This window comes from Micromonospora okii, assembly GCF_020884795.1.
Classification (GTDB): Bacteria; Actinomycetota; Actinomycetes; order Mycobacteriales; family Micromonosporaceae; genus Micromonospora; species Micromonospora okii.
Map to the genome: position 1 here is coordinate 327,664 of NZ_BBZF01000017.1, position 23,246 is coordinate 350,909.

General features: G+C 74.8%; 24 protein-coding genes and 2 pseudogenes. 13 read left to right on the forward strand and 13 right to left on the reverse strand.

All coding sequences use genetic code 11. From position 1 onward, the window contains the following. Positions 1 to 303, reverse strand: a 303-nt coding sequence (locus LPU43_RS15180) for an aminotransferase class IV (protein WP_229401066.1), incomplete at its 3' end; no start/stop codon positions are given. Positions 304 to 372: 69 nt separating this feature from the next. Between LPU43_RS15180 and LPU43_RS15185 the strand changes: the two genes are divergently transcribed. The 4 genes from LPU43_RS15185 to LPU43_RS15200 all read left to right on the forward strand — a co-directional run bounded on the left by LPU43_RS15185 (position 373) and on the right by LPU43_RS15200 (position 4,080). Beyond that, entirely contained in the window at positions 373 to 801 is a 429-nt protein-coding gene (locus LPU43_RS15185; protein ID WP_229401067.1) for a Fur family transcriptional regulator, read from the forward strand. After that, entirely contained in the window at positions 798 to 1,910 is a 1,113-nt protein-coding gene (gene ygfZ, locus LPU43_RS15190; RefSeq protein WP_229401069.1) for a CAF17-like 4Fe-4S cluster assembly/insertion protein YgfZ, read from the forward strand. Before LPU43_RS15185 ends, ygfZ begins: the two co-directional genes overlap by 4 nt. A gap of 131 nt (positions 1,911 to 2,041) precedes the next feature. Beyond that, a complete protein-coding gene (locus LPU43_RS15195) occupies positions 2,042 to 2,884 on the forward strand; it encodes a beta-keto acid cleavage family enzyme (RefSeq protein ID WP_229401070.1) in 843 nt (280 codons plus the stop codon). 236 nt (positions 2,885 to 3,120) lie between these two features. Beyond that, complete coding sequence (locus LPU43_RS15200) at positions 3,121 to 4,080, forward strand: asparaginase (RefSeq protein WP_229401071.1); 960 nt, start codon at positions 3,121 to 3,123, stop codon at positions 4,078 to 4,080. An 8-nt stretch (positions 4,081 to 4,088) separates the two neighbouring features. Here LPU43_RS15200 and LPU43_RS15205 read toward each other — a convergent pair whose 3' ends face one another. Next, on the reverse strand, positions 4,089 to 4,886 hold the full coding sequence (locus LPU43_RS15205) for an alpha/beta fold hydrolase (RefSeq protein WP_229401072.1): 798 nt from the start codon (positions 4,884 to 4,886) through the stop codon (positions 4,089 to 4,091). Positions 4,887 to 4,997: 111 nt separating this feature from the next. Here LPU43_RS15205 and LPU43_RS15210 point away from each other — a divergent pair. The 5 genes and pseudogenes from LPU43_RS15210 to LPU43_RS15230 form a co-directional block, all read left to right on the forward strand. After that, positions 4,998 to 5,370: pseudogene (locus tag LPU43_RS15210) on the forward strand (helix-turn-helix domain-containing protein); the annotation flags it as partial. Positions 5,371 to 5,824: 454 nt separating this feature from the next. Continuing rightward, a pseudogene (locus LPU43_RS29040) lies at positions 5,825 to 6,343 on the forward strand (hypothetical protein); the annotation flags it as partial. Between the two features lie 484 nt (positions 6,344 to 6,827). Further along, a complete protein-coding gene (locus LPU43_RS15220) occupies positions 6,828 to 7,145 on the forward strand; it encodes a DUF2516 family protein (RefSeq protein WP_229401074.1) in 318 nt (105 codons plus the stop codon). After that, positions 7,142 to 8,029 (forward strand): alpha/beta fold hydrolase, encoded by an 888-nt coding sequence (locus LPU43_RS15225; RefSeq protein WP_229401075.1) that lies wholly within the window; start codon positions 7,142 to 7,144, stop codon positions 8,027 to 8,029. Before LPU43_RS15220 ends, LPU43_RS15225 begins: the two co-directional genes overlap by 4 nt. A 111-nt stretch (positions 8,030 to 8,140) precedes the next feature. Then, positions 8,141 to 9,058 carry an SDR family oxidoreductase gene (locus LPU43_RS15230; RefSeq protein WP_229401076.1) on the forward strand — a complete coding sequence of 306 codons (918 nt, stop codon included), beginning with the start codon at positions 8,141 to 8,143 and terminating at the stop codon, positions 9,056 to 9,058. On the opposite strand, the gene LPU43_RS15235 is transcribed toward LPU43_RS15230, so the two are convergent. Beyond that, positions 9,049 to 10,056, reverse strand: a complete 1,008-nt coding sequence (locus LPU43_RS15235) for a helix-turn-helix transcriptional regulator (RefSeq protein ID WP_229401078.1) — start codon at positions 10,054 to 10,056, stop codon at positions 9,049 to 9,051. The two genes, LPU43_RS15230 and LPU43_RS15235, sit on opposite strands and share 10 nt — an antisense overlap. 211 nt (positions 10,057 to 10,267) lie before the next feature. Between LPU43_RS15235 and LPU43_RS15240 the strand changes: the two genes are divergently transcribed. The 3 genes from LPU43_RS15240 to LPU43_RS15250 all read left to right on the forward strand — a co-directional run bounded on the left by LPU43_RS15240 (position 10,268) and on the right by LPU43_RS15250 (position 12,260). Further along, positions 10,268 to 11,125 (forward strand): EI24 domain-containing protein, encoded by an 858-nt coding sequence (locus tag LPU43_RS15240; RefSeq protein ID WP_229401080.1) that lies wholly within the window; start codon positions 10,268 to 10,270, stop codon positions 11,123 to 11,125. 1 nt (position 11,126) lies between these two features. Continuing rightward, positions 11,127 to 11,639: an O-acetyl-ADP-ribose deacetylase gene (locus LPU43_RS15245; RefSeq protein ID WP_229401081.1), complete on the forward strand. Its 513-nt coding sequence runs from the start codon at positions 11,127 to 11,129 to the stop codon at positions 11,637 to 11,639. Between the two features lie 93 nt (positions 11,640 to 11,732). Beyond that, entirely contained in the window at positions 11,733 to 12,260 is a 528-nt protein-coding gene (locus tag LPU43_RS15250; protein ID WP_229401082.1) for a hypothetical protein, read from the forward strand. 116 nt (positions 12,261 to 12,376) lie between these two features. Here LPU43_RS15250 and LPU43_RS15255 read toward each other — a convergent pair whose 3' ends face one another. The 8 genes from LPU43_RS15255 to LPU43_RS15290 all read right to left on the reverse strand — a co-directional run bounded on the left by LPU43_RS15255 (position 12,377) and on the right by LPU43_RS15290 (position 20,441). Further along, a complete protein-coding gene (locus LPU43_RS15255) occupies positions 12,377 to 13,273 on the reverse strand; it encodes a GNAT family N-acetyltransferase (RefSeq protein ID WP_229401084.1) in 897 nt (298 codons plus the stop codon). 34 nt (positions 13,274 to 13,307) lie between these two features. Next, entirely contained in the window at positions 13,308 to 13,724 is a 417-nt protein-coding gene (locus LPU43_RS15260; protein ID WP_229401085.1) for a RidA family protein, read from the reverse strand. A 129-nt stretch (positions 13,725 to 13,853) separates the two neighbouring features. After that, entirely contained in the window at positions 13,854 to 14,861 is a 1,008-nt protein-coding gene (locus LPU43_RS15265; RefSeq protein WP_229401086.1) for a LacI family DNA-binding transcriptional regulator, read from the reverse strand. 19 nt (positions 14,862 to 14,880) lie between these two features. Then, positions 14,881 to 16,269 (reverse strand): GH1 family beta-glucosidase, encoded by a 1,389-nt coding sequence (locus LPU43_RS15270; RefSeq protein ID WP_229401087.1) that lies wholly within the window; start codon positions 16,267 to 16,269, stop codon positions 14,881 to 14,883. Continuing rightward, positions 16,266 to 17,099 carry a carbohydrate ABC transporter permease gene (locus tag LPU43_RS15275; RefSeq protein ID WP_229401088.1) on the reverse strand — a complete coding sequence of 278 codons (834 nt, stop codon included), beginning with the start codon at positions 17,097 to 17,099 and terminating at the stop codon, positions 16,266 to 16,268. The genes LPU43_RS15270 and LPU43_RS15275 overlap by 4 nt, the downstream gene beginning before the upstream one ends. Continuing rightward, positions 17,096 to 18,109, reverse strand: coding sequence for a carbohydrate ABC transporter permease (locus LPU43_RS15280; protein ID WP_229401089.1), 1,014 nt, complete (start codon positions 18,107 to 18,109; stop codon positions 17,096 to 17,098). The genes LPU43_RS15275 and LPU43_RS15280 overlap by 4 nt, the downstream gene beginning before the upstream one ends. A 77-nt stretch (positions 18,110 to 18,186) precedes the next feature. Next, a complete protein-coding gene (locus tag LPU43_RS15285; protein ID WP_229401090.1) occupies positions 18,187 to 19,491 on the reverse strand; it encodes an ABC transporter substrate-binding protein in 1,305 nt (434 codons plus the stop codon). 191 nt (positions 19,492 to 19,682) lie between these two features. Beyond that, positions 19,683 to 20,441 carry a maleylpyruvate isomerase family mycothiol-dependent enzyme gene (locus LPU43_RS15290; protein WP_229401091.1) on the reverse strand — a complete coding sequence of 253 codons (759 nt, stop codon included), beginning with the start codon at positions 20,439 to 20,441 and terminating at the stop codon, positions 19,683 to 19,685. 69 nt (positions 20,442 to 20,510) lie between these two features. Between LPU43_RS15290 and LPU43_RS15295 the strand changes: the two genes are divergently transcribed. Beyond that, positions 20,511 to 21,602: a UDP-N-acetylmuramate dehydrogenase gene (locus tag LPU43_RS15295; RefSeq protein WP_255685935.1), complete on the forward strand. Its 1,092-nt coding sequence runs from the start codon at positions 20,511 to 20,513 to the stop codon at positions 21,600 to 21,602. Between the two features lie 95 nt (positions 21,603 to 21,697). Here LPU43_RS15295 and LPU43_RS15300 read toward each other — a convergent pair whose 3' ends face one another. Further along, on the reverse strand, positions 21,698 to 22,477 hold the full coding sequence (locus tag LPU43_RS15300; RefSeq protein WP_229401092.1) for a class I SAM-dependent methyltransferase: 780 nt from the start codon (positions 22,475 to 22,477) through the stop codon (positions 21,698 to 21,700). Next, entirely contained in the window at positions 22,477 to 23,241 is a 765-nt protein-coding gene (locus tag LPU43_RS15305) for an SDR family NAD(P)-dependent oxidoreductase (protein WP_229401093.1), read from the reverse strand. Before LPU43_RS15305 ends, LPU43_RS15300 begins: the two co-directional genes overlap by 1 nt. Positions 23,242 to 23,246 lie beyond the last annotated feature (5 nt).

The window sequence follows — 23,246 nt, forward strand, 5'->3', positions numbered from 1 at the left end:
GCCCTCCGGTCCCCGCGTGCAGACCAGCCGCAGCGCGCCCTCCGCCTCGACCGGCCAGCCCGCGCAGACCGCCTCCAGCAGCTCGACCAGCGCGTCGGCCGGCGGCAGCGGCAGGCCGATCCGGTCGGCCCCCCGCGCCAGCCGGGCCAGGTGCTCGTCGCGCAGCCAGGGCCGGCCGCCCCGGACGTGCATGGTCTCGAAGAGCCCGTCGCCCTGGAGCACGCCCAGGTCGTCGCCGCGCAGCACCGGCTGACCGGCCGGCACCACGCCCCGCCCCAGCACCGCGATCCTCGTCTCCGTCACGAGCGGTGAGCCTAGCGGCGTACCGCCGTGCCGGCCGGAGTGGCGCGGCGGCCGAACTATGATCGGACGGTGCCCGAATCATCCCTCGCGGAAGTGCTCCGCGCCCGTGGGCTGCGGCTGACGGCGCAGCGGCAACTGATCCTCCAGGCGGTGCTGGATCTCGGGCACGCCACACCCGAACAGGTGCACAGCGCGGTCCGCGAGGTCGCCGCCGGGGTCAACATCACCACCATCTACCGGACGCTGGAGCTGCTCGAACGCCTCGGCCTGGTGACCCACACGCACCTGTCGCACGGCTCGCCCACCTACCACGCGGCCGGTGAGCACCAGCACGTCCACCTGGTGTGCCGCCAGTGCGGGGCGATCGACGAGATCGACCCGGAGCTGCTCCGGCCGCTCGCCGACCGGCTGGCCGCCGAGCGCGGCTTCCGGGTGGACATCGGGCACGTGGCACTCTTCGGGGTCTGTGGCCGCTGCGAGGACGGGGAACGAGAATGATCGACATCGAGGGCGCGGTCGCCGCCGAGGCGATCGACGAGGAGACCCGGGACCAGCCGGAGCCCGCGCACCGCGCGGCCGGCGTGCGCGGCGTCGCGGCCCACTACGGCGACCCGCTGCGCGAACAGCGCGTCCTCGACACGGCCGTCGGCCTGGTCGACCGCTCGCACCGGGGCGTCGTCGCGGTGCCCGGCGAGGAGCGGACCGGCTGGCTGCACACCCTTACCAGCCAGCACCTCGCCACGCTGACGGCCGGCGAGGGCACGGAGCTGCTCGTGCTCTCCCCGCACGGCCACGTCGAGCAGCACGCGATGGTCGCCGAGGACGGCGAGACCACCTGGCTGGACACCGAGCCGGGCGCGACCGGGGGCCTGCTGACGTACCTGGAGAAGATGCGGTTCTTCAGTCGGGTCGAGCCACGCGACGCGACCGCCGAGCACGCCCTGCTCTCCCTGGTCGGGCCGGAGGCCACCGGCGCGCTCGGCACGCTGGGCGTGACCGGGCTGGCCGAGCCCGACGCGGTCGCGGTGCCGGGCCCGAAGTTCCGCGCCGGCGAGCTGCCGCCCCGACCGACCGTCCGGTACGCCGTCGCGCCGCTGCCCGGCGGCGGGTGGGCCCGGCGCGGGCCGCTGGGCGTGGACCTGCTGGTGCCCCGGGCCGGCATGGACGAGGTGGTCGCCGAGCTGCGCGGGGCCGGGGTGCTGCTGGCCGGGCTCTGGGCGTACGAGGCGATCCGGGTGGCCGCCCGGCGGGCCCGGGTGGGAATGGACACCGACCACCGGACGATCCCGGCCGAGGTGGACCTGGTCGCCCCGGCGGTGCACCTCGACAAGGGCTGCTACCGGGGGCAGGAGACGGTGGCCCGGGTGCACAACATGGGCCGGCCGCCGCGTCGCCTCGTACTGCTGCACCTGGACGGGGTGACCACCGACCGGCTCCCGGCCGCCGGCACGCCGGTCACCCTGGACGGCCGGGCGGTCGGCTTCGTCGGCACCGCCGTGCTCCACCACGAGCTGGGCCAGGTCGCCCTGGCGGTCGTGAAGCGCAACGTCCCGGACTCGGCGGCCCTCCTCGTCGGCGAGACGGCGGCAGCCATCGACGCGGGGTAAGGAAGGGCACCTTGTTAACGCTTCCGGTACAGGAAGGGCCCCCTCCTGACAGGCTGGGGGGGCCGACCTGCCTGAACCGGCGTTCAGTCGACGCCTCGACCGCCCCGACCTCGGGGTCTAGGATCGCCGGCATGACGACAGGGACGTTGATCACGGTTGCCCCCACCGGCGCGGAGTCGGCCAAGGCGGAGGTCCCGGCGCTGCCGGTGACCCTCGACGAGCTGCTGCTCACCGCCAAGGAGTGCGAGGCGCTGGGCGCCGCCGTGATCCACGTCCACCTCCGCGACGACGAGGCCCGGCCCACCCTCGACCAGGGGCGGCTGCGGGAGACCGTGGCGGCGCTGCGGGAGAGCACGGACCTGGTCGTGCAGCTCTCCTCCGGCGGCGCGGTGACCGACCCGGAGGCCGACCGGCTGGCCGTGCTGGACGCCGGCCCGGACATGGCCTCCTGCACGATGGGGACGCTCAACTTCGGTGACGACGTCTTCCTCAACCGCTGGGAGTTCATCGTCGACCTGCACACCCGCATGCAGGAGCGCGGCATCGTGCCCGAGTACGAGATCTTCGACCTCGGCCACCTGACGGCTCTCCAGCGCCTCCTCGGCAAGCACGGGCTGCCGCACGGCGGTCACGTGCACGTCGACTTCGTGATGGGCGTGCCGGGCGGCATGCCGGGCACCACGGCGACGTTGGTCGCCGCCCACCAGGCACTGCGCGACCTCCCGGAGGGCACCACGTTCTCGGCCACCGGCATCGGCCGCAGCACGATCCCGGTGATGCTGGCCTCCCTGTCGGCCGGCGGGCACCTGCGGGTCGGCATGGAGGACACCGTCACGTACGCGAAGGGCCGGCCGGTCGAGTCGAACATGCAGCTCGTGGCGCGGGCGGTCGGGTTCGCGCAGCTCGCCCAGCGCCCGCCGTTGACCACCACCGAGGCCCGCGAGCTGCTCGGCATCGGATCGCGGGCCGCCTGACCCCGCCCGGCCCTGACCCCGCCCGGCCCTGAGCCGGCTCTGACCCCGCCCGGCCCTGGCCCGGCGCTGATCCGGTCCGCTGAGCCGGTCCGATCCCGCCCTGCCTGGGCCAGGGGCGGCCGGCCAGGGGCGGCCCGGTAAGCACCCGTACCGCGTCGGCCCCTGTCGGCCGGCGGCCGGCCCGCCTGCTCACCCGCGTTCCGGCCGACCCCGGGCCGTCGGTACCGTCTCACCTTGTGAGAGAAACGTACGCGGGCGGCGTGCCCCTGGTCGAGGTGGTCCGCTCCGGGTTCGTGGAAGGGCTGCACCGCGGTTCGGTGGTCGTGCTCGACCCGTCCGGCGCGGCGGTGGCCGACGCCGGGGACGTGACGGCCCCGGTCTTTCCCCGGTCGGCCAGCAAGCCGATGCAGGCCATCGGGATGCTGCGCGCCGGCCTGTCGCTGACCGACCCGGCCGACGTGGCGATGGTCTCGGCCAGCCACGCCGGGGAGGGATTCCACCTGGCGCGGGTGGGCGCGCTGCTGTCCGCCGCCGGGCTGGACGAGTCGGCCCTGGGCTGCCCGCCCGACCTGCCGATGGGTGAGCTGGCCCGGGAGGCGGTGCTCCGGGCCGGTGGCGGCGCCACCCGTACCCAGATGAACTGCTCCGGCAAGCACACCGGGATGGTGCTCGCCTGCCTGGCCGCCGGCTGGCCCCGGGACGGGTACTGGCGGCCGGAGCATCCCTTGCAGCTCGCGCTGCAGGCGGCCGTGGAGGAGTTCACCGGGGAGCCGGTGGCGGCGGTCGGGGTGGACGGCTGCGGCGCGCCGGTGCTCGCCATCTCGCTGACCGGACTGGCCCGGGCGTACCTGCGGCTGGTTTCCGGCGAGCCGGGCTCGCCGGAACGGACCGTCGCGGACGCCATGCGGGCGCACCCGGAGCTGGTCGGCGGCACCTGGGCCGAGGACAGCCGGCTGATGCGCGGCGTGCCCGGCGTGCTCGCCAAGATCGGCGCGGAGGGGGTCATCGCCGCCGCCGTGCCGGGCGTCGGCGCGGTGGCCGTCAAGATCGACGACGGGGCGGCGCGGGCGCGGATGCCGGTCCTGGTCTCCGCGCTGCGCCGGCTGGGCGTCCGGGCGCCGGTGCTCGACGAGTACGCCGAGCTGCCGCTGCTCGGCGGCGACCTCCCCGTCGGCGCGATCCGCCCGCTGTGGTGACGCTCCTCTCAGCGTAGGAAGTCGAGCAGGGCCGGGTTGACGGCCTCCGGGCGCTCCAGCGGGAGCAGGTGCCCGGCGTCCGGGACGTCCGGCAGCCGGACCCCGCCGGGGGCCTCGGCGGCGATCCGGTCGGCGAGCCGGCCGATGTCCGGCAGGTCGTCCGCCCCGGCGGCCACCAGCACCGGTACGCGCAGCTCGCCGAGCCGCTCGATCGCGGGCGGGTCGAGTTCGGCCACGTCGACGGCGCTGAGCGCCAACTCGGCCGCGAGCGCCCGCTGGTCCATCTCCTCGGCGAACCGGATCAGGGCCGGGTCGACGTCCTCGGGGCGGCGGGACGGGCCGACCACCCAGAACCGCACCTCGCCGGCCGCGCTGGCCGCGTAGTCCTCGGGGTCGGTCTCGCCGACCAGGTCCTCCCAGAGGTCTTCGGTCTCCTCGGACCACTCGTTGCCGCTGACGGCCGCGCCGAACAGCGCCAGCGCGCCGACCCGCTCCGGGTGTGCCAGGGCGGTGTCGATCGCGACCGCCCCGCCGAACGAGCAGCCGACCAGCGTGGCCCGGGGCAGCCCCAGCGCGTCCAGCAGTCCGGCCACGTCGTCGTGGTGGGCGAACGCGTCGGGGGGCAGTTCAGACTCGCCGTACCCGCGCAGGTCGACGGCGATGACCCGGTGCCGGGCGGCCAGGGCGGGGACCTGCTCCCGCCACATGCGCCGGTCGGCGATGCCGGCGTGCAGGAGCACGACCGGGCTTCCGCTGCCGATGTCGTCGTACGCGAGGTTCGCGCCGTTGATCTCGATCTTCGTCACGCCGGAAAGGTACGGACCGGACAGGAGGCGCGCAACCGCGATACTGAGACGTCGCTAACTGCGGCTAGCGTTTTGCTTGCAGGAGCTAGCGGCTCCGGTTAGCGTGGGGGCATGGCCAGCCCCAAGGATCTACCCGACGTCGGTGGGTTCATTCGCGACCTGCGCCGCAACGCGAAGATCTCGCTACGGCAGCTCGCCGAGCAGGCGGGCGTGAGCAACCCGTACCTCAGTCAGATCGAGCGCGGCCTGCGTAGGCCCAGCGCGGAGGTGCTCCAGCAGCTCGCCAGCGCGCTGCGGGTCTCCACCCCGGCGATGTACCTACGTGCCGGCCTGCTCGACGACAAGGAGGGGCAGGGCGTGCTCGCCGCGATCGCGGTCGACCCCGACCTGACGATGGCGCAGAAGCAGTCGCTCACCCAGATCTACGAGACCTTCCGCCGGGAGAACGGCCGCCTGGCCGAGGCGACGGCAGCGGCCGAGGCGACCCCGGGCGACGCCGGCCCGTGGGCCAACGAGCCCGGCCCGCCGGGCGGCCCGTCCGCCGCCGCCCGGCCCGGCCCGTCCGCCGGTTCACCGACCGCGACGGCGTCGCGCACGGCCCCGGAGGCTGCGGGCACGGCCCCGGAGGCCCCGGCCACGGTGACCCCGGCCGCGACCGGGCCCACCACGCCGGACGGCACCCCGACCGAGGCCGTCCTCGAATCGGTCGCCGTCACCGAGGCCGGCCCCGCGCCCGCGCCGCCGGCCAGGAAGCCGACCCCGCCCACCGGCGCGGCCGTCGAGAAGCCCACCGGCGCGGCCGTCGAGAAGCCCGCCGGCACGGCCACCGACGAGGCCGCCGCGCAGCCGGCCCCGGGCGCGGCCACCAGGGGCGATGCAGACAGGACCGCCGACGCGGTCGATGACGAGACCGCCGACGCGGTCGAAGAGGAGAAGTGATGACCCAGCCGAAGACCTCCCGGATCCCCGCCCCGCTCTACGCCGCCGCCGGTGCCGGCGACCTGGCCTTGGAGCAGTTGCGCAAGCTGCCCACCGTGGTCACCGACCTGGGCGGCCGGGTCGTCGCCGACCTCGGTGGCAAGGCCGTCCTGACCGGCTTCGAGCTGCGCCAGAAGGCCGGCGAGACGCTGCGTACGGCCAACCAGACCGCCGCCGACCTGCGCGGGAAGTCCGTGCCGACCGAGCTGAACCGGCTCCGCGAGGCTGCGGACCTGACCAAGCTCCGGGAGGCCGCGGACCTGAACAAGCTGCGCGAGGCGGCCGACCTGAACAAGCTCCGCGAGGCGGCGGACATCAACCGGCTACGCGAGCTGGCCAGCCGCAACGCGGCCGTCGTGGTCGCGGGCGCCCAGGCCGCCCAGGAGCGGGCCCTGGCCGCGTACGCCGAGCTGGTGACCCGCGGCGAGCGGGTGGTCGGCGCGGGCGTGCTGGAGGCCGCCGACACGGTGAACGCCGACATCGAGGCGACCGAGGCCGAGCTGGCCCCGACCCCGAGCCCGGCCCCGACCAAGGCCGAGGTGTCGGCGACGGAGACCGGAACCACGACCCAGGCGCAGGCCGGAACCACGGTCGAGGCGCAGAGCGGGACCGCCGAGGCGCGGGCCGCGATCCCGACGCCGGCCGAGGTGGCCGAGGTCGTCGAGGCCAAGCCGGCCGCCGCCAGGACCCCGCGCACCCGCGCCCCGAAGGCGACCGCCGCCGGGACGACCAGGACGAACGCGACCACGGCGAGCAAGGCGGGCGCGACGAGCAAGACGGGCGCGGCCGGGACCGCCGCCGGTGAGGCGACCCCGGAGGCCGGCACCCCGTCGGCCAAGCTGCCGAGGACCACCCGGCGGACCCGCCCGGCCGCCGAGTAGTCGCACCTCGCAGCCCTGCGCCGCGCGACCCCGGATGCGTCCTGGCGGACGGATCCGGGGTCGTCGGCATAAGCTAGCCGGCATGGCCATCGCCGCGCCGATCTTCGCCTTCCAGATCCAGTACTGGATCACCATGCTGCTGCTGGTGTTCGCCCTCGTCATCGAGGGGGTGGCCCTGGTGCACGCGATCACCCAGCGTGGCGACGCATTCGCCGCCATCGGCACGCTGCCCAAGGGCGGGTGGATCGCGATCCTGGCGGTCTGCCTGCTGCTCACCCTGCTGACCAACGACGTGCTGAACATCTTCGGCCTGATCGGCGTCGCCGCAGCCCTGATCTACCTGCTCGACGTCCGCGCGGGGCTGCGCGACCTGCACGACGGTCGGGGGTCGTCCTGGTGAGAGGCTTCCGCTGGCCACCGCCGCCGGACGGCGGGCCACGGACCTGGGGCCCGGGCCCCGGCGCCCCGCGCACCGGCCGCCCGGCCCTGCCGGAGCCGGAGACCGAGCTGGTCACCACCCCGCACGGGGTACGCCTCGAACAGCTCGTCACCGGCGTGGGCGACCCGGTGACCGTGTTCGCGCACGGGCTGGGCAACGGCATCGCCACCACCCGGCCGTTCGGCAGCGGCGTCGCCGGCCGGAAGGTCTTCTTCCAGTTCCGGGGGCACGGCCGCTCCGATGCGCCGCCCGGCCCGTGGAGCTACCTCGACCTCGCCCGGGACCTGCGGGCCGTCGCCGACCTGCGCGGGGCGACCCGCGCCTTCGGGGCCAGCCTCGGCGCGGGCGCGCTTTGCCGGCTGCTGGTGGAGAGCCCGGAGCGCTTCGACCGGCTGGTCTTCTTCCTCCCGGCGGCGCTGGACCACCCGCGCGGCCAGGCCGCCCGGGACCGGATCACCGACCTGCTCGACGCGGTGGCCGGCGGGGACGCCTCCGCCGTCGCGGACGTGGTCGCCGTCGAGCTGCCGCCGGCCGTGCGCAACACCCCGGCCGGGTGGGCGTACCTGCGCCAGCGCCTGGACCACCTCCTCCGCGACGGCCTCGCGCCGGGCCTGGCCGCCCTGCCCGACCAGGCCCCGCTGCGCGACCGGGCGGCACTGGCCGCGGTGACCGCCCCGGCCCTGGTGATCGCCAACGCGGGCGACGAGCTGCACCCCGTCGAGGTCGCCGAGCAGCTCGCCGCCGCGCTGCCCCGGGCCACCCTGCACGTGTACGACCGACCGGGCGTCCTCTGGTCGGAGCGCGCCGACCTGCGGGAACGGATCTCGGGCTTCCTCAACGGGTGACGCGGCACCCGCCGAGGCGGGTTACGCGGGACACCCACCGAGGCGGCTGACGCGGGACATCTCCAGGAAACCTGACTTCGCTTGTCAGGTATTGCTGCGAGGGTCGACCGCATGACGACGAAACCCCTGACCGGAAAGATTGCGCTCGTCGCCGGGGCGACCCGGGGCGCCGGCCGCCAGATCGCGGTCCAGCTCGGCGCCGCCGGAGCCACCGTCTACGCCACCGGCCGCAGCAGCCGCGCCGGCCGTTCCGAGCTGGACCGGCCGGAGACCATCGAGGAGACCGCCGAACTGGTCACCGCCGCCGGGGGCACCGGCATCGCGGTGCGGGTCGACCACCTCGTCCCCGACGAGGTCCGCGACCTGGTGGCCCGGATCGACGCCGAGCAGGGCCGGCTCGACGTGCTGGTCAACGACATCTGGGGCGCCGACCCCCTGGTCACCTGGGAGAAGCCGGTCTGGGAACAGCCCCTCGACGCCGGCTTCCGCACCCTCCGGCTCGCGGTCGACACCCACATCGTGACCAGCCACTTCGCCCTGCCGCTGCTGATCCGCCGCCCCGGTGGGCTGGTGGTGGAGATCGGCGACGGCACCCGGGAGTACAACGAGACGCACTACCGCCTCTCGGTCTTCTACGACCTGGCGAAGACCTGCGTGAACCGGCTCGCCTTCACCCAGGCGCACGAGCTGGAGCCGCACGGCGGCACCGCCGTCGCGCTCACCCCCGGCTGGATCCGCTCGGAGGCCATGCTGGAGCACTTCGGGGTCACCGAGGCCACCTGGCGCGACGGCGCGGCGAAGGACCCGCACTTCCTCATCTCGGAGACCCCGGCGTACGTCGGGCGGGCGGTGGCCGCCCTCGCCGCCGACCCCGACCGGGCACGCTGGAACGGCAGGTCGGTCTCCAGCGGCGAGCTGGCCCGGGTGTACGGCTTCACCGACCTCGACGGCAGCCGGCCGGACGGCTTCCGGTACATCGTGGAGGTGGTCGAGGGCGGCAAACAGGCCGACGCGGCCGACTACCGCTGATCCTCCGGCCCGTTCCCACCGCCGCCCGGCCCGCCGTACAGCGCGGCGAGCCGGGCGGCGGTGTCGGCGAGTCGACGCCGCAGCTCGGGCGGGTCGAGGACCTCCACCTCCGGACCGAGCCGCAACAGCAGCTCGTACGCCACGTCGACGGACTCGACGGGCAGCCGGGTCACCACCCAGCCCCGCCCGTCGGGCTCGCCGGCGGCGCGCGTCGCCTCGGCGTACCCGAAGGGGGCCTCCGGGGACCGGCGGAGCGCGCGCAGGCCGGCGGGGCTGATCCGGACGCGGACCTCCACCCGCTGCATGCTCCGCAGGAACGCCTCGGCCTCCTCCCGCCAGTGCCCCGCCAGGTCGAAGCCCTCGTCCCGGGCGAACGTCTCCGCGCCCGCCACCGCGTCGACCACCCGGTCGACCCGGTACGTGCGCATGCCGTCGCCGACGCGCGCGACCAGATACCAGACCCCGCTCTTGAGCACCAGCCCGTACGGCTCGGCCCGCCGGACGACCTCCCGCTCCCCGCGCCGGTAGCGCAGCTCGACCACCCGGTCCCGCCACACCGCGCGGGCCAGCTCGGCCAGGCACGGCGGGGGCGTGGCGTCCCGGAACCAGCCCGGCACGTCCAGGTGGAACCGCTGCCCGGCGCGGGCCGGCGCGTCGCGCAGACCGGGCGGCAGCGCCGCCAGCACCTTCAGCTCGGCGGACGCCACCGCGTCGGCCAGCCCCATGTCCCCGGCCGGGCCGGGCAGCCCGGTCAGGAACAGCGCCTCCGCCTCGTCCCGGGTCAGCCCCGTCAGCCGGGTCCGGTACCCGCCGAGCAGCCGGTACCCGCCGGCCCGCCCCCGGTCGGCGTAGACGGGCACCCCGGCGGCGGAGAGCGCCAGCACGTCCCGGTACACGGTGCGCTCGGAGACCTCCAGCTCCCGGGCCAGCTCGGCGGCCGTCATCGCCTCCCGGGACTGGAGCAACAGCAACAACGAGATCAACCGCGAGGCCCGCACCCGCCCATTGTGTAAGGAAGGGCCCCCTGTTAACGCCTCCGGTATAGAAGGGAACCCTTCTCACGCCCGCAGCACGGCCCGGCCCGCAGCGCGGCCCGCCCGCAGCGCGGCCCGCGCACGCAGCGGGGCACGCCAGCCGGAAGCCCGAGCCGGGCCGGGCGCGGGCCGTGGCGCGAGCCGGACGGGCCGGTCGCCGTTAGGCTCAGCGGTCGTGAACGTACCCAGCGACATCACCGCGCCGGTGACCGGCGTCGTCGGCCGGTTCTTCTCCGGGGCCGGTCTCCTCCTGCGCGGCATCGGCCTGTACGTGCGCAGCCCCGGCCTGATGCTGCTCGGCGTCGTGCCCGCGCTGCTCTCCGGCGCGCTGTTCCTGGCGGCGTTCGCCACCCTGGCGTACTTCGTGGACGACCTGGCGGCGCTCGTCACGCCGTTCGCCGACGACTGGTCGACCACCGCCCGCTCCCTGGTCCGCGTCGCCGCCGGGCTGGCCTTCCTCGGGCTCGGGGGGTTGCTCGGGGTGCTCACCTTCACCGCGGTCACCCTGGTCATCGGCGACCCGTTCTACGAGAAGATCTCCGAGCGGGTGGAAGAGCGGTACGGGGGCACCCCGGGCGCGGTGGAGGTGCCGTTGTGGGCGTCGCTGCGCCACAGCGTCGCCGACTCGCTGCGGCTGGTGGCGCTGTCCGCGCTGATCGGTGTTCCGCTCTTCGCGGCCGGGTTCGTTCCGGTGGTCGGCCAGATCGTCGTACCGGTGATCGGGGCGGCGGTCGGCGGCTGGTTCCTCGCCCTGGAGCTGACCGGCGCGCCGTTCTACCGGCGCGGCATGCGGCTGCCGGACCGGCGGGCGCTGCTGAAGGCCGACCGGCCCACCGCGCTCGGCTTCGGGGTGGCGGTCTTCGTCTGCTTCCTGATCCCGGTCGGCTCGGTGCTGGTCATGCCGGCCGCCGTGGCCGGCGCGACCCTGCTCGCCCGCCGCTCCCTCGGCCAGTCCATCGTGGAGACGGGTCGGTCCGGCGTCGGGTCGGACCGCCCGGCCGGGGAGCCGAGCCGGTACGTGGAGGAGCGCTGACATGGAGATCACCCTGGTGGAGGGGGACATCACCGCCCAGCGGGTCGACGCGATCGTGAACGCCGCGAACTCGTCGCTGCTCGGCGGCGGGGGAGTGGACGGCGCGATCCACCGGCGCGGCGGCCCCGCCATCCTGGCCGAGTGCCGGGCCCTGCGGGCGTCCCGGTACGGCGGCGGGCTCCCCACCGGCCAGGCGGTCGCCACGACCGCCGGTGAGCTGCCGGCCCGCTGGGTGGTGCACACGGTCGGCCCGGTCCACTCGGCCGCCGAGGACCGGTCGGCGCTGCTGCGGGACTGCTACGTCAACAGCCTGGCGGTCGCCGACGGGCTGGGCGCGGTCACGGTGGCCTTCCCGCTGATCTCGGCCGGCGTGTACGGCTGGCCGGTGGCCGACGCCGTCCGCCAGGCCCTCGCCGCGCTCCGCGCCGCCTCCCCGGAGCACGTGACCGAGGCCCGCCTGGTCCTCTTCGGCCCCGACACGTACGCGGTGGCCCGGCGGATCGCCTCCTCCTGACCAGGCGGCGGAGGATCGACACGTCCCGCCGCCGACGGCGCGAGCGCGTATCCTGAATGGGACAAAAGGCGCAATAGGTCGGGGGTGCGTCGCGTGGAAGCTGCCCGGTTCAGGTTCGCGGTCTCGGTGACCACGGCCTGCATGACCGTGCTCGGGGTCGCGGGCCTGGCCCCGGACCTGCCCCGGCGTGAGGACGGGGCCGACCCGCCGGCCGGCGGGGTGCCCGCGCCGCCCCCGCCCGGCCCGCGTACCACGATCCGGTTGGACCCCGCCGACGCACCGGCCGACGCGGCCGGGCGCGAATCCGCCTGCGCGGCGGGGCTGGGCGGCGGGCCGTACCCCGACGAGGACGTGTGGGTGTTCCGCCTGCCGGTCGGCGCGGCCGTCGCCCGGTTCGTGGCGGTGACGCCCGAGTTCGTCGCCCCGGGCCGGGAGCGGGTGGCCCCGACCGTGCCCACCGAGGACGGCGCGCTCGTCGTCGACGAGGCCGGCACGAGCGCGGCGTGGCTGCGCCTGCCGGCGGGCTGGACCCTGGTGGGCGGGTCGGCGGCCATCGCCGGGGCCGCCGGCTCCTTCGCGCTCGCGGGGGTCTGCGCGGCATCCGGCGCACCGTCGCCCTGAGCCGCCCCGGGATTTCCGCGCACCGTCGCCCTGAGCCGCCCCGGGATCTCCGCGCGCCGTCGCCCTGAGTCGCCGGGGACCTGCGCACGCCGTCGCCCTGAACCGGCCCCGGACCGTCAGGGCAGCTCGCGGAGGCAGGACCAGTGGCTGGCCACCGGCCGGTACCCCAGCCCGGCGTTGATCGCGAGCATCGGCGCGTTCGCGGCGTCGTTCGAGGTGTACGCGACCCGCACGCCCGACGCGGCGGCCCGGTGCAGGGCGGTCGTCTTCGCCAGCCGGGCCAGCCCGCGCCCCCGGTGCTGCGGCACCGTGGCGGTGTAGTCCGACCACATCCGGTCGCCGTCCCGCTTGACCAGGCTGAACGCGATCACCGCCCCGTCGGCCTCGACGGCGGTGCTCGCCTCCCGGTCCAGGCCCAGGTTGTCCCAGACCTCGTACCGGAAGCTCTCGTAGCTCAGGGCGTCCCTCGGCACGTCGCCCGGCTCGTCCCCGGCCGCCGCCCGGTTGGCCAGGTAGACCTGGTACGGGTCGAGCTCGCTCAGCCGGCGCAGCCGCAGGTGCGGGGGCGTGGCCGGCGGCGGAGGCACCGACGACAGCTCCAGCGCGGCGTACCGCATCTCCCGACCCACCGAGAACCCGTGCCGGCGGGCGAACGGCAGCCCCTCGGGCCGCGCCCGGCCACGCACCCGGCGGACGCCGAGCGGGGTCAGGTGGCCCAGCGCGGCGGCCAGCAGCCCGCCGCCGAGGCCCCGCCCCCGGTGCCCGGGGTGGACGTGCAGCAGCGACACCTCGCCGGACCCGGCCTCGGACGTCTGACCGTCGCGGTACGCCGACACCCAGCCCACCACCGCGCCGTCGACCTCGGCCACGAAGGCCGTCCACTCCTCGCCGGGCGCCGGCTCGGCGATCATCTGCCGGGTCGAGGCCACACCCCGAAGGAGGTACGGGAACACGAGCGTCCGCAGGGCGACCACGTCGGCAGCGTCCTGGGGCCGGGCGACGCGGATCGTCACGGGGCCGCCTCCCGGACGGCGGCGACGCGGATCGTCACCGGACCGCCTCCCGGACGGCGGCGACGGCCTCCACCTCGACGAGCTGGTCGGCGTACCCGAGCACGGCGACCCCGAGCAGGGTGCTCGGCGGGTCGTGGTCGCCGAACGCGTCCCGGACCACCTCCCACGCGGCCACCAGGTCGCCCTGCCGGGGCGACGCGACGTACACCGTGGTCTTGACGACGTCGGCGAGCCGGGCCCCCGCGGCGGCGAGTGCCACCTCCAGGTTCGCCATCGCCTGCCGGGCCTGCGCCGCCGGGTCGCACGGGGCGACGGTAAGGCCCTCGGCGTCCAGCGGGCACGCCCCGGCGGTGAGGACGAGCCGGGCCGGCGGATCGACGGTGGCCGCGTAGGCGTACTCCGCGACATCGGAGAGCTCGGGTACGCGCACCAGCGCGACGGGACCGCTCATCCGTGCGACGCTAGTGCGCCCCCGACCCCGGTCGCCACGCGATTACCGCCCACCGACGCCGCCGCGTTTCGCCGCAGGGCGTGAGAAGGGGACCCTTCTCTACCGTAGGCGTTAACAAGGTGCCCTTCCTTACCCCGAGGCGCGGACGATCAGCTCCGTGGGGAGGACGACCGCCGGCTCGACCTCCTCGCCGCCCGCGATCCGCAGCAACTGGCGGGTCGCCGCCCGGCCCAGCTCCAGGATCGGCTGCCGCACCGTGGTCAGCGGCGGGTCGGTGTACGAGGCGGTCTCGATGTCGTCGAAGCCGACGATCGCCACGTCCTCGGGCACCCGCCGCCCCGCCTCCCGCAGCGTCCGCATGGCGGCGTGCGCCATCAGGTCGGAGGCGGCGAAGACCGCGTCCAGGTCGGGGTGCGCGTCGAGGAGCTGGCGCATGGCCGCCGCCCCCGACTCGCGGGTGAAGTCGCCGAACGCCACCCGCTCCGGCAGCCCGGCCGCGGCGACCGCCTCCCGGTATCCGGTCAGCCGCTCCACCCCGGCGAACATGTCCTGCGGGCCGGCGATGGTGGCGATCCGCCGCCGCCCCGAGTCGAGCAGGTGCCGCACCGCCCGGGCCACCCCGCCGAGGTGGTCGACGTCGACGTACGGCACCTCGACGTCACCGAGCAGCCGACCGCTGCACACCACGGGGATGCCCCGCCGGGCCAGCCTCGCCGGCAGCGGGTCGGCGCCGTGCAGCGAGGCGAAGACCACCCCGTCGACGTGCCGCCCGGTGGTGTACCGCTCCACCCGGGCGTGCCCGGCCGGGGAGCCGGCCAGCATCAGCACGAGCTGCTTGTCGGCCGCCTCCAGCTCCTGGGCGACCCCCCGGATGATGCCCGGAAAGACCTGGTCGTCGGAGAAGACGCGGGTGGCCTCCTCGGGCAGGACCAGGGCGATCGAGTCGGTCCGCTGGGTGACCAGGCTGCGGGCGGCCAGGTTCGGCACGTACCCCAGCTCGGCCACGGCCCGGCGGACCGCCTCCCGGATCGGCGCGGCGACGGTCGTGGAACCGTTCACCACCCGCGAGACGGTCGCCCGGGAGACGCCGGCCCGTAGGGCCACCGCCTCCAGGGTCGGCCGCTGGGCCGTCGTCATCGGAGTGCTCACCACCTCGTCACAGCCCGTTCCGGGAGATCACCTCCTGGTACCACCGGGCGCTGGACTTCGGTGTGCGCCGCTGGGTCAGGTAGTCGACGTGCACGATCCCGAACCGCTTGCGGTAACCCTCGGCCCACTCGAAGTTGTCCAGCAACGACCATACGAGATAGCCGCGCAGGTCCACCCCCCGGCCGATGGCCTCGTGCGCCGCCCGCAGGTGCCCGTCGAGGTAGGCGATGCGGTCGGCGTCGGCGATCCGCTCGGCCCCGTCCGGCCCCGCCTCGGTGGCCCGGTCGGGGAACGCCCCGCCGTTCTCCGTGATCATCAGCGGCAGGCCCGGGTAGTCGGCGGCCAGCCGGTCCAGCAGCCGACCCAGCCCGGCCGGCTCCACCGCCCAGCCCATCTCGGTCAGCGGCCCGGCCGGCGGCAGGAACTCCACCGCCCCCTCGGTGCCCGGGAACGCGTCGCCGCCCGCGCCGTCCGGGCGGCCCGCCACGTACGTCGGGGAGTAGTAGTTGACCCCCAGCAGGTCGATCGGGGCGGCGATCAGCTTCTCGTCGTCGTCCCGGATGAACGCCGGGTCGACCAGCCGGGAGAGGTGCTCCAGCACGTCGGCGGGGTAGCCCTCGCCGGTCAGCGGGTCCAGGAAGATCCGGTTCTGCAACCCGTCGACCAGGCGGACCGCCGCGGCGTCGGCCGCGCTGGACGGGTCGGCGGGCTGCACGTCCGCCGGGTTGAGGGTGATCCCGACGACCTCCGCGCCGGCCGCGCGCAGCGCCCGGGCCGCCAGGCCGTGCCCGAGCAGCAGGTGGTGCACGGCGGCGAAGGCCGCCCCCGCGTCCCGCACGCCCGGGGCGTGCACCCCGTTGGCGTACCCCAGATAGGCCGAGCACCACGGCTCGTTGAGCGTGGTCCAGGTGCGGACGCGGTCACCGAGCCGGCCGTGCACCGCCTCGGCGTACGCGGCGAAGCGCTCGGCGGTCTCCCGGCTGGTCCAGCCGCCCCGGTCCTCCAACGCCTGCGGCAGGTCCCAGTGGTAGAGCGTGACGATCGGGTCGACGCCCCGGTCCAGCAGCGCGTCGGTCAGCCGGTCGTAGAAGTCCAGGCCGCGCGGCTCGACCGGGCCGGCGCCGTCGGGCTGGACGCGGGGCCAGGCGACCGAGAAGCGGTACGCCTTCAGCCCCAGCTCCGCCATCAGGGCCACGTCGTCGGCGTACCGGTGGTAGTGGTCGCAGGCGACGTCGCCGGTGTGGCCGGCGAAGACCCTGCCCGGCGTACGGCTGAAGGTGTCCCAGATGGACGGGCCGCGACCGTCGTCGCGGGCCGCGCCCTCGATCTGGTACGCCGCGGTGGCAGCGCCCCAGACGAAGTTCTCGGGAAATCGAAGCTCACTGCTAGCGCTCATGCTTTGACCGCGCCTTCCATGATTCCGCCGATGATCTGGCGGCCGAACAGGACGAAGACCAGCAGCAGGGGCAGCGTCGCGATGGCCGTGCCGGTGAAGACCTGTGACATGTCCTGGTAGTAGCCGTCGGACAGCGCCCGCAGGGAGAGCTGCACGGTGGGGTTCTCCGGGTCGTTGAGAACAGCGTACGGCCACAGGAAGTCGTTCCAGGTGGTCATGAACGTCAGCAGGCCGAGGACGGCGGCGGCCGGGCGCAGCGCGGGCAGCACCACGTTCCAGTAGATGCGGGCGGTGCCGCAGCCGTCCATCCGGGCGGCCTCGATCAGCTCGGTGCTGATCGCCTGGCCGGCGTACTGGCGCATCATGAACACCCCGAACCCGGTGACCAGGGCGGGGACGATCACCGCCGGCAGGCGGTCGTTCCAGTTCAGCTTCGTCATCAGCAGGTACAGCGGGATGACCCCGAGTTGGGTGGGGACCATCATCGTCGCGACGATCGCCAGCAGCAGCGCGTTGCGGCCCCGGAACCGCAGCTTGGCGAAGGCGAACCCGGCCAGGGTGGAGAAGAAGACCACCGAGACCGTGACCGTGACGGCCACGATCGCCGAGTTGATCAGGCCGGTCAGGAAGTACGCGTCGGTGTTGGAGAACAGCCGCGAGATGTTCGCGCCGAGGTTGCCGCCGGGGGTGACCGGCGGCGGCACCTGGCCCATCGCGTCGCTGGAGCGGCTGGCCACCACGAACATCCAGTAGATCGGGAAGACCGACATGAGGGCGGTGACCGCCAGGGCGGCGTAGGTGAGCCGGCTCGCGGACCAGAGTCGGTTCATCGGGGTCGCTCCTTCCGGGAGCGTCGGGCCTGCACCGGCCGGTCGGTGCCGCCGAGCCGGCGCAGGAGCACCACGTTGAGCGCCGCCACGATCGCGATGAGGGCGAAGAGCAGCCAGGCGACCGCCGAGCCGTACCCGAAGTTGTAGTGCGGCGCGAAGGCGTTCTCGAACATGTACATGGTCATGGTCTGCGACTCGCGCAGCGGTCCGCCCCGGATCGGGTTGGTGCCGGAGTGGAACATCCGGGGCTCGGTGAACAGTTGCAGGCCGCCGATGGTGGAGACGATGACCGCGAAGATGATGGTGGGCTTGAGCAGCGGCACGGTGATCGACCAGAACTGCCGGGTCCGGCCGGCACCGTCGATGGCCGCCGACTCGTACAGGTCGCGGGGGACGGCCTGCATGGCGGCCAGGAAGATCAGCGCGTTGTACCCGGTCCACCGCCAGTCGACCATCGCCGAGATGGCGACCCAGGAGGCGAACCGGTTCGCCTTCCAGTCGACCGCGCCGACGCCGACCAGGTCGAGCAGCCAGTTGACCATGCCGAACTGCCGGCCGAACAGCACGCCGAAGACGATCGCCACGGCGGCGGTCGAGGTGATGTTCGGGACCAGCACCGCCATCCGCCAGCTCGTCCTGGCCCGGAGCTGCCGGTTGAGCAGGCTGGCCAGCCAGAGCGCGGCGAGCAACTGCGGCACGGTGGAGAGGACGAAGATGCCGAGGGTGTTGACCACCGAGTGCCAGAAGTCGGGGTCGGCCATCAGCCTGGTGTAGTTCTCCGCGCCCACGAACGGGTGCTCCGTGCCGAGCAGGTCCCAGTCGTGCAGCGACACCCAGAACGTGTAGATCAGCGGGTACGCCCCGAAGACGCCGAAGAGCACGAAGAACGGGGCGACGTAGAGGTAGGGGGAGTACCTCTCGTCGAGCCGGCTGAGCCGGAACGCCCGGGGCGGGCGGGTGGTGCGTCGGGCCGCCGGTGTCGGCGGCCGGGCGTCGAGCTGGACGCTCATGGCCCGGTCACTCCTTTCCACGGCGTGGGCGGGACTCCGCGGGCCCGGAGCCCCGCCCACGCGTCTGGGGGTGGGGCCTACTTGGCGGCGGCCTTCCTGGCGTTCGCCACCGCGTCGTTCCAGCCCTGTTGGGGGTCGCGCTGGCCCAGGTCCACCGTCCGGACGGCGTTCTCCACCTCGGTGCGGACGGCCTGGTTCTTCGGGCCCATGTAGACCGGCTTGAGGCTCCTGGCGCCGGCCGCGAAGATCTTGCCGACCGGGGCGTCGGAGAAGTACGGGTTCTTCGAGTCGGCGATCGCCGGGTCGTCCAGCGCCTGCGGGTTGGAGGGCAGGGGGCCCTTGGCCTCGAACGCCCCGATCTGGCCCTTCGCGCTGGTCAGGAACTTGGCCAGCTCGATCGCCTCGGCCCGGTGCCTGCTCTGCTTCGGCACGGCGAGGAACGAGCCGCCCCAGTTGCCGCCGTTGCCGGGCACCTGGGCGATGTCCCACCTGCCCTTGGCGGCCGGGCCGGCGTTGCCCTCGATGACGCCGGTCATCCAGGCCGGGCAGGCGATCGTGGCGAACTTGGCCTGCTTGAACGCGGAGACCCACTCCTCGGACCAGGAGCCGTACCTGCCGGACAGCCCCGAGTCGAGGATGTCCATGGTGGTGTCCCACGCCTGCTTGACGGCCGGGTTGCTCTCCACGACCAGGTTGTCGCCGGTGTCGTAGTAGTGGTAGCCCTGCGCGTTGCCGGCGGTCTGGAGCAGGATCGTGTTGAAGATGTTCGTCGCCGAGTCCAGGAACGACGCCCCGGTGTCGGCGGCCTTGAACCTCTCCCCGGTGGCGATGTAGTCCCGCCAGGTCGGCCAGAGCTTGGACACCGCGTCGCGCTCGGTCGGCAGGCCCGCCTTGGCGAAGAGGTCCTTGCGGTAGCACATCGCCATGCCGCCGACGTCGGTGCCGAGCCCGATGAGTTGCTTGCCGTCGGCGGTCAGCCCCTGTTCCCACTTCCAGTCCAGGAAGTTGCCCCTGAGGTCGGCCGCGCCGTGGTCGAGCAGGTTGACGAAGTTCTGCGGGTTGGCCTTGTACTCGACCAGCAGGCCCTCCTCGATGGCCACCACGTCGCCCGCGCCCTTGCCGGCGGCGAGCCACTGGGTGAGCTTCGGCGAGTACTCGTCGAGGTTGCCACCGGTGCCCCGCTCGACGATCTTCACGTCGGGGTGGGCGGCCATGTACTCCTTGTACAGCTCCGCGTAGCCCATCTGGCCGAAGACGTCGACGGTCAGCGTCACCGGCCCGCCCTCGGCGGGCTGGTCCCCGCCGCAGCCGGCGGTGGCGAGCAGTGCGGTGGCGGCGGCGAGGGCCACGGCCGCGAGGCGGCGGCGGGGAAAGACACCCATCTTCTCGGACCCCTCTCAGGTCGGGCGGGGGTGAACCTGGTGAGAGAGCGCTCTCACACGAGAGTGGTGCCTGCCCTGCCCGATGTCAAGAGAGCGCTCTCCCACGCGAGGAAGGAAGTGGCCCCCCCGGCGTCCGGGGGGCCACTTTCGTCAGGTCAGGTCGGGTCGGGCGCGGGTGCCTCGACCCCGGGTCAGCCGGTGCGGAGGCCGTCGAGCAGGGCCCGGTCGCCCCGCACGCCGAGGGTGTCGAAGCTGACCCGGCCCATCAGCGCCAGCAGCAGGTCGCTGGCCGTCCCGCTCACCTCGACCCGGGCGTGGTGGTCGTCGTGGTCGAGGATGGTGGCGGTGTCCAGCAGCGCCACGCCTTCGCCGCGCAGCCGCAGGTACCAGTCCTGACCGGCGTCCGGCGCCGCCAGGTGCACCACCCCGTGCCACTGGCCGGTCGCCTTCCGCTTGCCGGCCGGCAGCCAGGTGTCCAGGATCTCGCTCACCCCGTCGGCCGCGAGCTTGGCCTCGATCGGCTCGCCGGCCGCGATGGCGAGCTGGGCGTCCCAGCGGTGCACCGACGTCTCGTGCGCCACCCGGCGGGGCCAGAACCCCGCCTTCTTCGGCTGCGGCGCCCAGTTCCACGCCGGGGCCTCCGGGTCCAGCCCGTCGAAGGTGGCCATCAGCCGGTCGTACCCCTGCTGGAAGAACTGCAACGGGGTCAGCTCCGGCGGCCTCCCGCCCGCCTCGACACCCTCCGGCCGGGCGGTGCTGTTGGCGGTGACGTAGATCTGCACCCGGCGGTAGACCTCGCCGAGGTGCTCGGTCAGGTCGGTGATCGTCCAACCGGGGCAGGAGAGCACCGGCGTCTCGGGAGGGGCCTCCGCGACGGCGGCGGCGAACGCGGGCCCCTCCGCCCGGAGCGCGCCGATCCAGAAGTCCTTCGTGCCGTGCACTCTGCTCATCACGATCCTCCCGGGCGACCGGGCCCACCAGTGGGTGCCGCGGCTCCCTCTCAGCCTAGGGTGAAAGGCGTGTCAGACGTTAGTGCCCACCCCGCCACCGAAGCCCGCACCGCGCACTGCGCGCCGTTGGCGGAACACACCACCCTGCGCCTCGGTGGCGCGGCGGAGCGGATCGAGACCGCTGCCAGCGCCGATGAGATCGTACAAAAGGTGCAGCAGGCCCGCCTGCGGGACGATCAGGTCCTGATCCTCGCCGGAGGCAGCAACGTGGTGGTCGGCGACGCCGGCTTCCCCGGCACCGTCGTGCTGGTGCGCTCCCGGGGGCTGCGGGTGGTCGCCGAGGACGCCGACACCGTCACGGTACGCGTCGAGGCCGGCGAGCCCTGGGACGACCTCGTCGCCGCCACCGTCGCCAACGGCTGGTCCGGGCTGGAGTGCCTGTCGGGCATCCCCGGCTCGGCCGGCGCCACCCCGATCCAGAACGTCGGCGCGTACGGCCAGGAGGTGGCCGAGACGATCACCGGCGTCCAGGTGTACGACGGCGCGGACGACAGCGTGGGCCGGGTCGAGGCGGCCGACTGCGGCTTCGCGTACCGGTCGAGCGTGTTCAAGTACAGCGACCGCTGGGTGGTGCTCTCGGTCGACTTCCGGCTCGTGCGCTCCCCGCTGTCCGGGCCGGTCCGCTACGCCGAGCTGGCCCGCGCGCTCGGCGTCTCCGTCGGCGACCGGGTGCCGCTGGCCGACGCGCGGGCGACCGTGCTGCGGCTGCGCGCCGGCAAGGGCATGGTGCTCGACGCCGACGACCCGGACACCCGCTCGGTGGGCTCCTTCTTCACCAACCCGGTGCTCGACCGCGCGGGGTACGAGCTGCTGCGCGAGCGGGCGGCCGACCTCGGCGAGCCGCCGCACTGGCCCGGTGCCGGCGACACGGTCAAGGTCAGCGCGGCCTGGCTGATCGACCGGGCGGGTTTCGCCAAGGGGCACCCCGGCCCGGAGGGCGTGGCCATCAGCAGCAAGCACACCCTGGCGCTGACCAACCGCAGCGGCGCCGCCAGCACGGCCGCCCTGATCGCGCTGGCCCGCGACATCCGCGACGGCGTGCACGCCCGCTTCGCGGTGACGCTGCACCCGGAGCCGGTCCTGGTCAACTGCGCGATCTGAGCCGGTCGACCGCGCGAGGTGAGCCTCGTCGGCTACGGGAACTGAGCCTGGTCGACCGCGACACCCGGGCCCGGTCGACCGCGACCCGGCCGGGGTCAGCGGGGGGCGACCGCCGCCCAGGGCAGGGTCAGCTCGCCGTGCCGCCAGCGGCGGGGGCCGCCCGCGACGGGCCAGCCCGCCTCCCGGACCGCCGCGACCGCGCGCAACCAGCGCTGCCGGGGGCCGAAGGGCGCGTACGCCGCGGCGGCCCGCCAGGCGTCGTCCAGGTCGGCCAGCAGGGCGTGGACGCGCTCGCCCGGCACGTTGCGGTGGATCAGGGCCTTCGGCAGCCGCTCGGCCAGCGCGGCGGGGCTGCCCAGCGTGGTGAGCTTCGCGGCGAGGGTGAGCGTGCGCGGGCCGTCGGCGTCGAGCAGCACCCAGGCGCCGAGCCGGCCCAGCTCGTCGCAGGTGCCCTCGACCAGCAGCCCGCCCGGGGCCAGCCGGTCGGTTACCGTCCGCCACGCGCCGCCGACCTCGCCCTCGTCGTACTGGCGGAGCACGTTGAACGCCCGGACCAGGGCGGGACGCAACCCGGCCAGCTCGAACCCGCCCCGGGCGAAGGTGAGCCCGGGCGGGTCGGCGGCGGGCTGGGCTGCGGCCACGCGTACCGGATCGATCTCCAGCCCGACCACCCGCACGTCGGCGCGGACCCCGGCGGCCAGCCGGGCGCGCAGCTCCACGGCGGTCACCGGGGTCGCGCCGTAGCCCAGGTCGACCACCAGCGGGTCGGGCGCGTCCCGGAGCCGGTCGCCGCAGGTCTCGACGATCCAGTTGTCGACCCGGCGCAGCCGGTTGGGGTTGGTCGTGCCCCGGGTCACGACGCCCTGGGGCCGCATCAGCCCACCCGGTGCACCTTGTGCTGCGCCGCCTGGGCCAGCGGGCGGACCACCAGCCGGTCGATGTTGACGTGGTGCGGGCGGGTCGCGCACCAGGCGACGCAGTCCGCGACGTCCTCGGCGACCAGCGGCTCGGCCACCCCGGCGTAGACGGCCTCCGCCCGGTCGGCGTCGCCGCCGAAGCGGACCAGCCCGAACTCGTCCGTCTTCACCATGCCCGGGTCGATCTCGACCACCCGCACGGGCCGGCCGCACAGCTCCAGCCGCAGCGTGCCCGCGACCGCCGTCTGCGCGTGCTTCGCGGCGGTGTAGCCGCCCCCGCCCTCGTAGACGACGAGGCCGGCGGTGGAGGAGACGATCACGATGGTGCCGGCCCCGGACGCCTCCAGCGCCGGCAGCAGCGCCTGGGTGACCCGCAGGGTGCCGAGCACGTTGACGTCGTACATCCACTGCCAGTCGCCCACCGAGCCGGACTCCACGGGGTCGAGCCCGCGCGCCCCGCCCGCGTTGTTGACCAGCAGGGTGACCGGGCCGGGGGCCGCCGCGGCGGCCTCGGCCAGGCCGGCCACCGACGCGTCGGAGGTCACGTCGCACTCCACGGCGGTGGCGGCCCCGCCGGCCGCCTCGATCCCGGCGACCAGCTCGGCCAGCCGGTCCGTGCGGCGGGCGGCGGCGAGCACGTGGAAGCCCTCGGCGGCCAGCCGGCGGGCGGTGGCCGCGCCGATCCCGCTGGACGCCCCGGTGACGATCGCGACAGAGGTCATCCGCC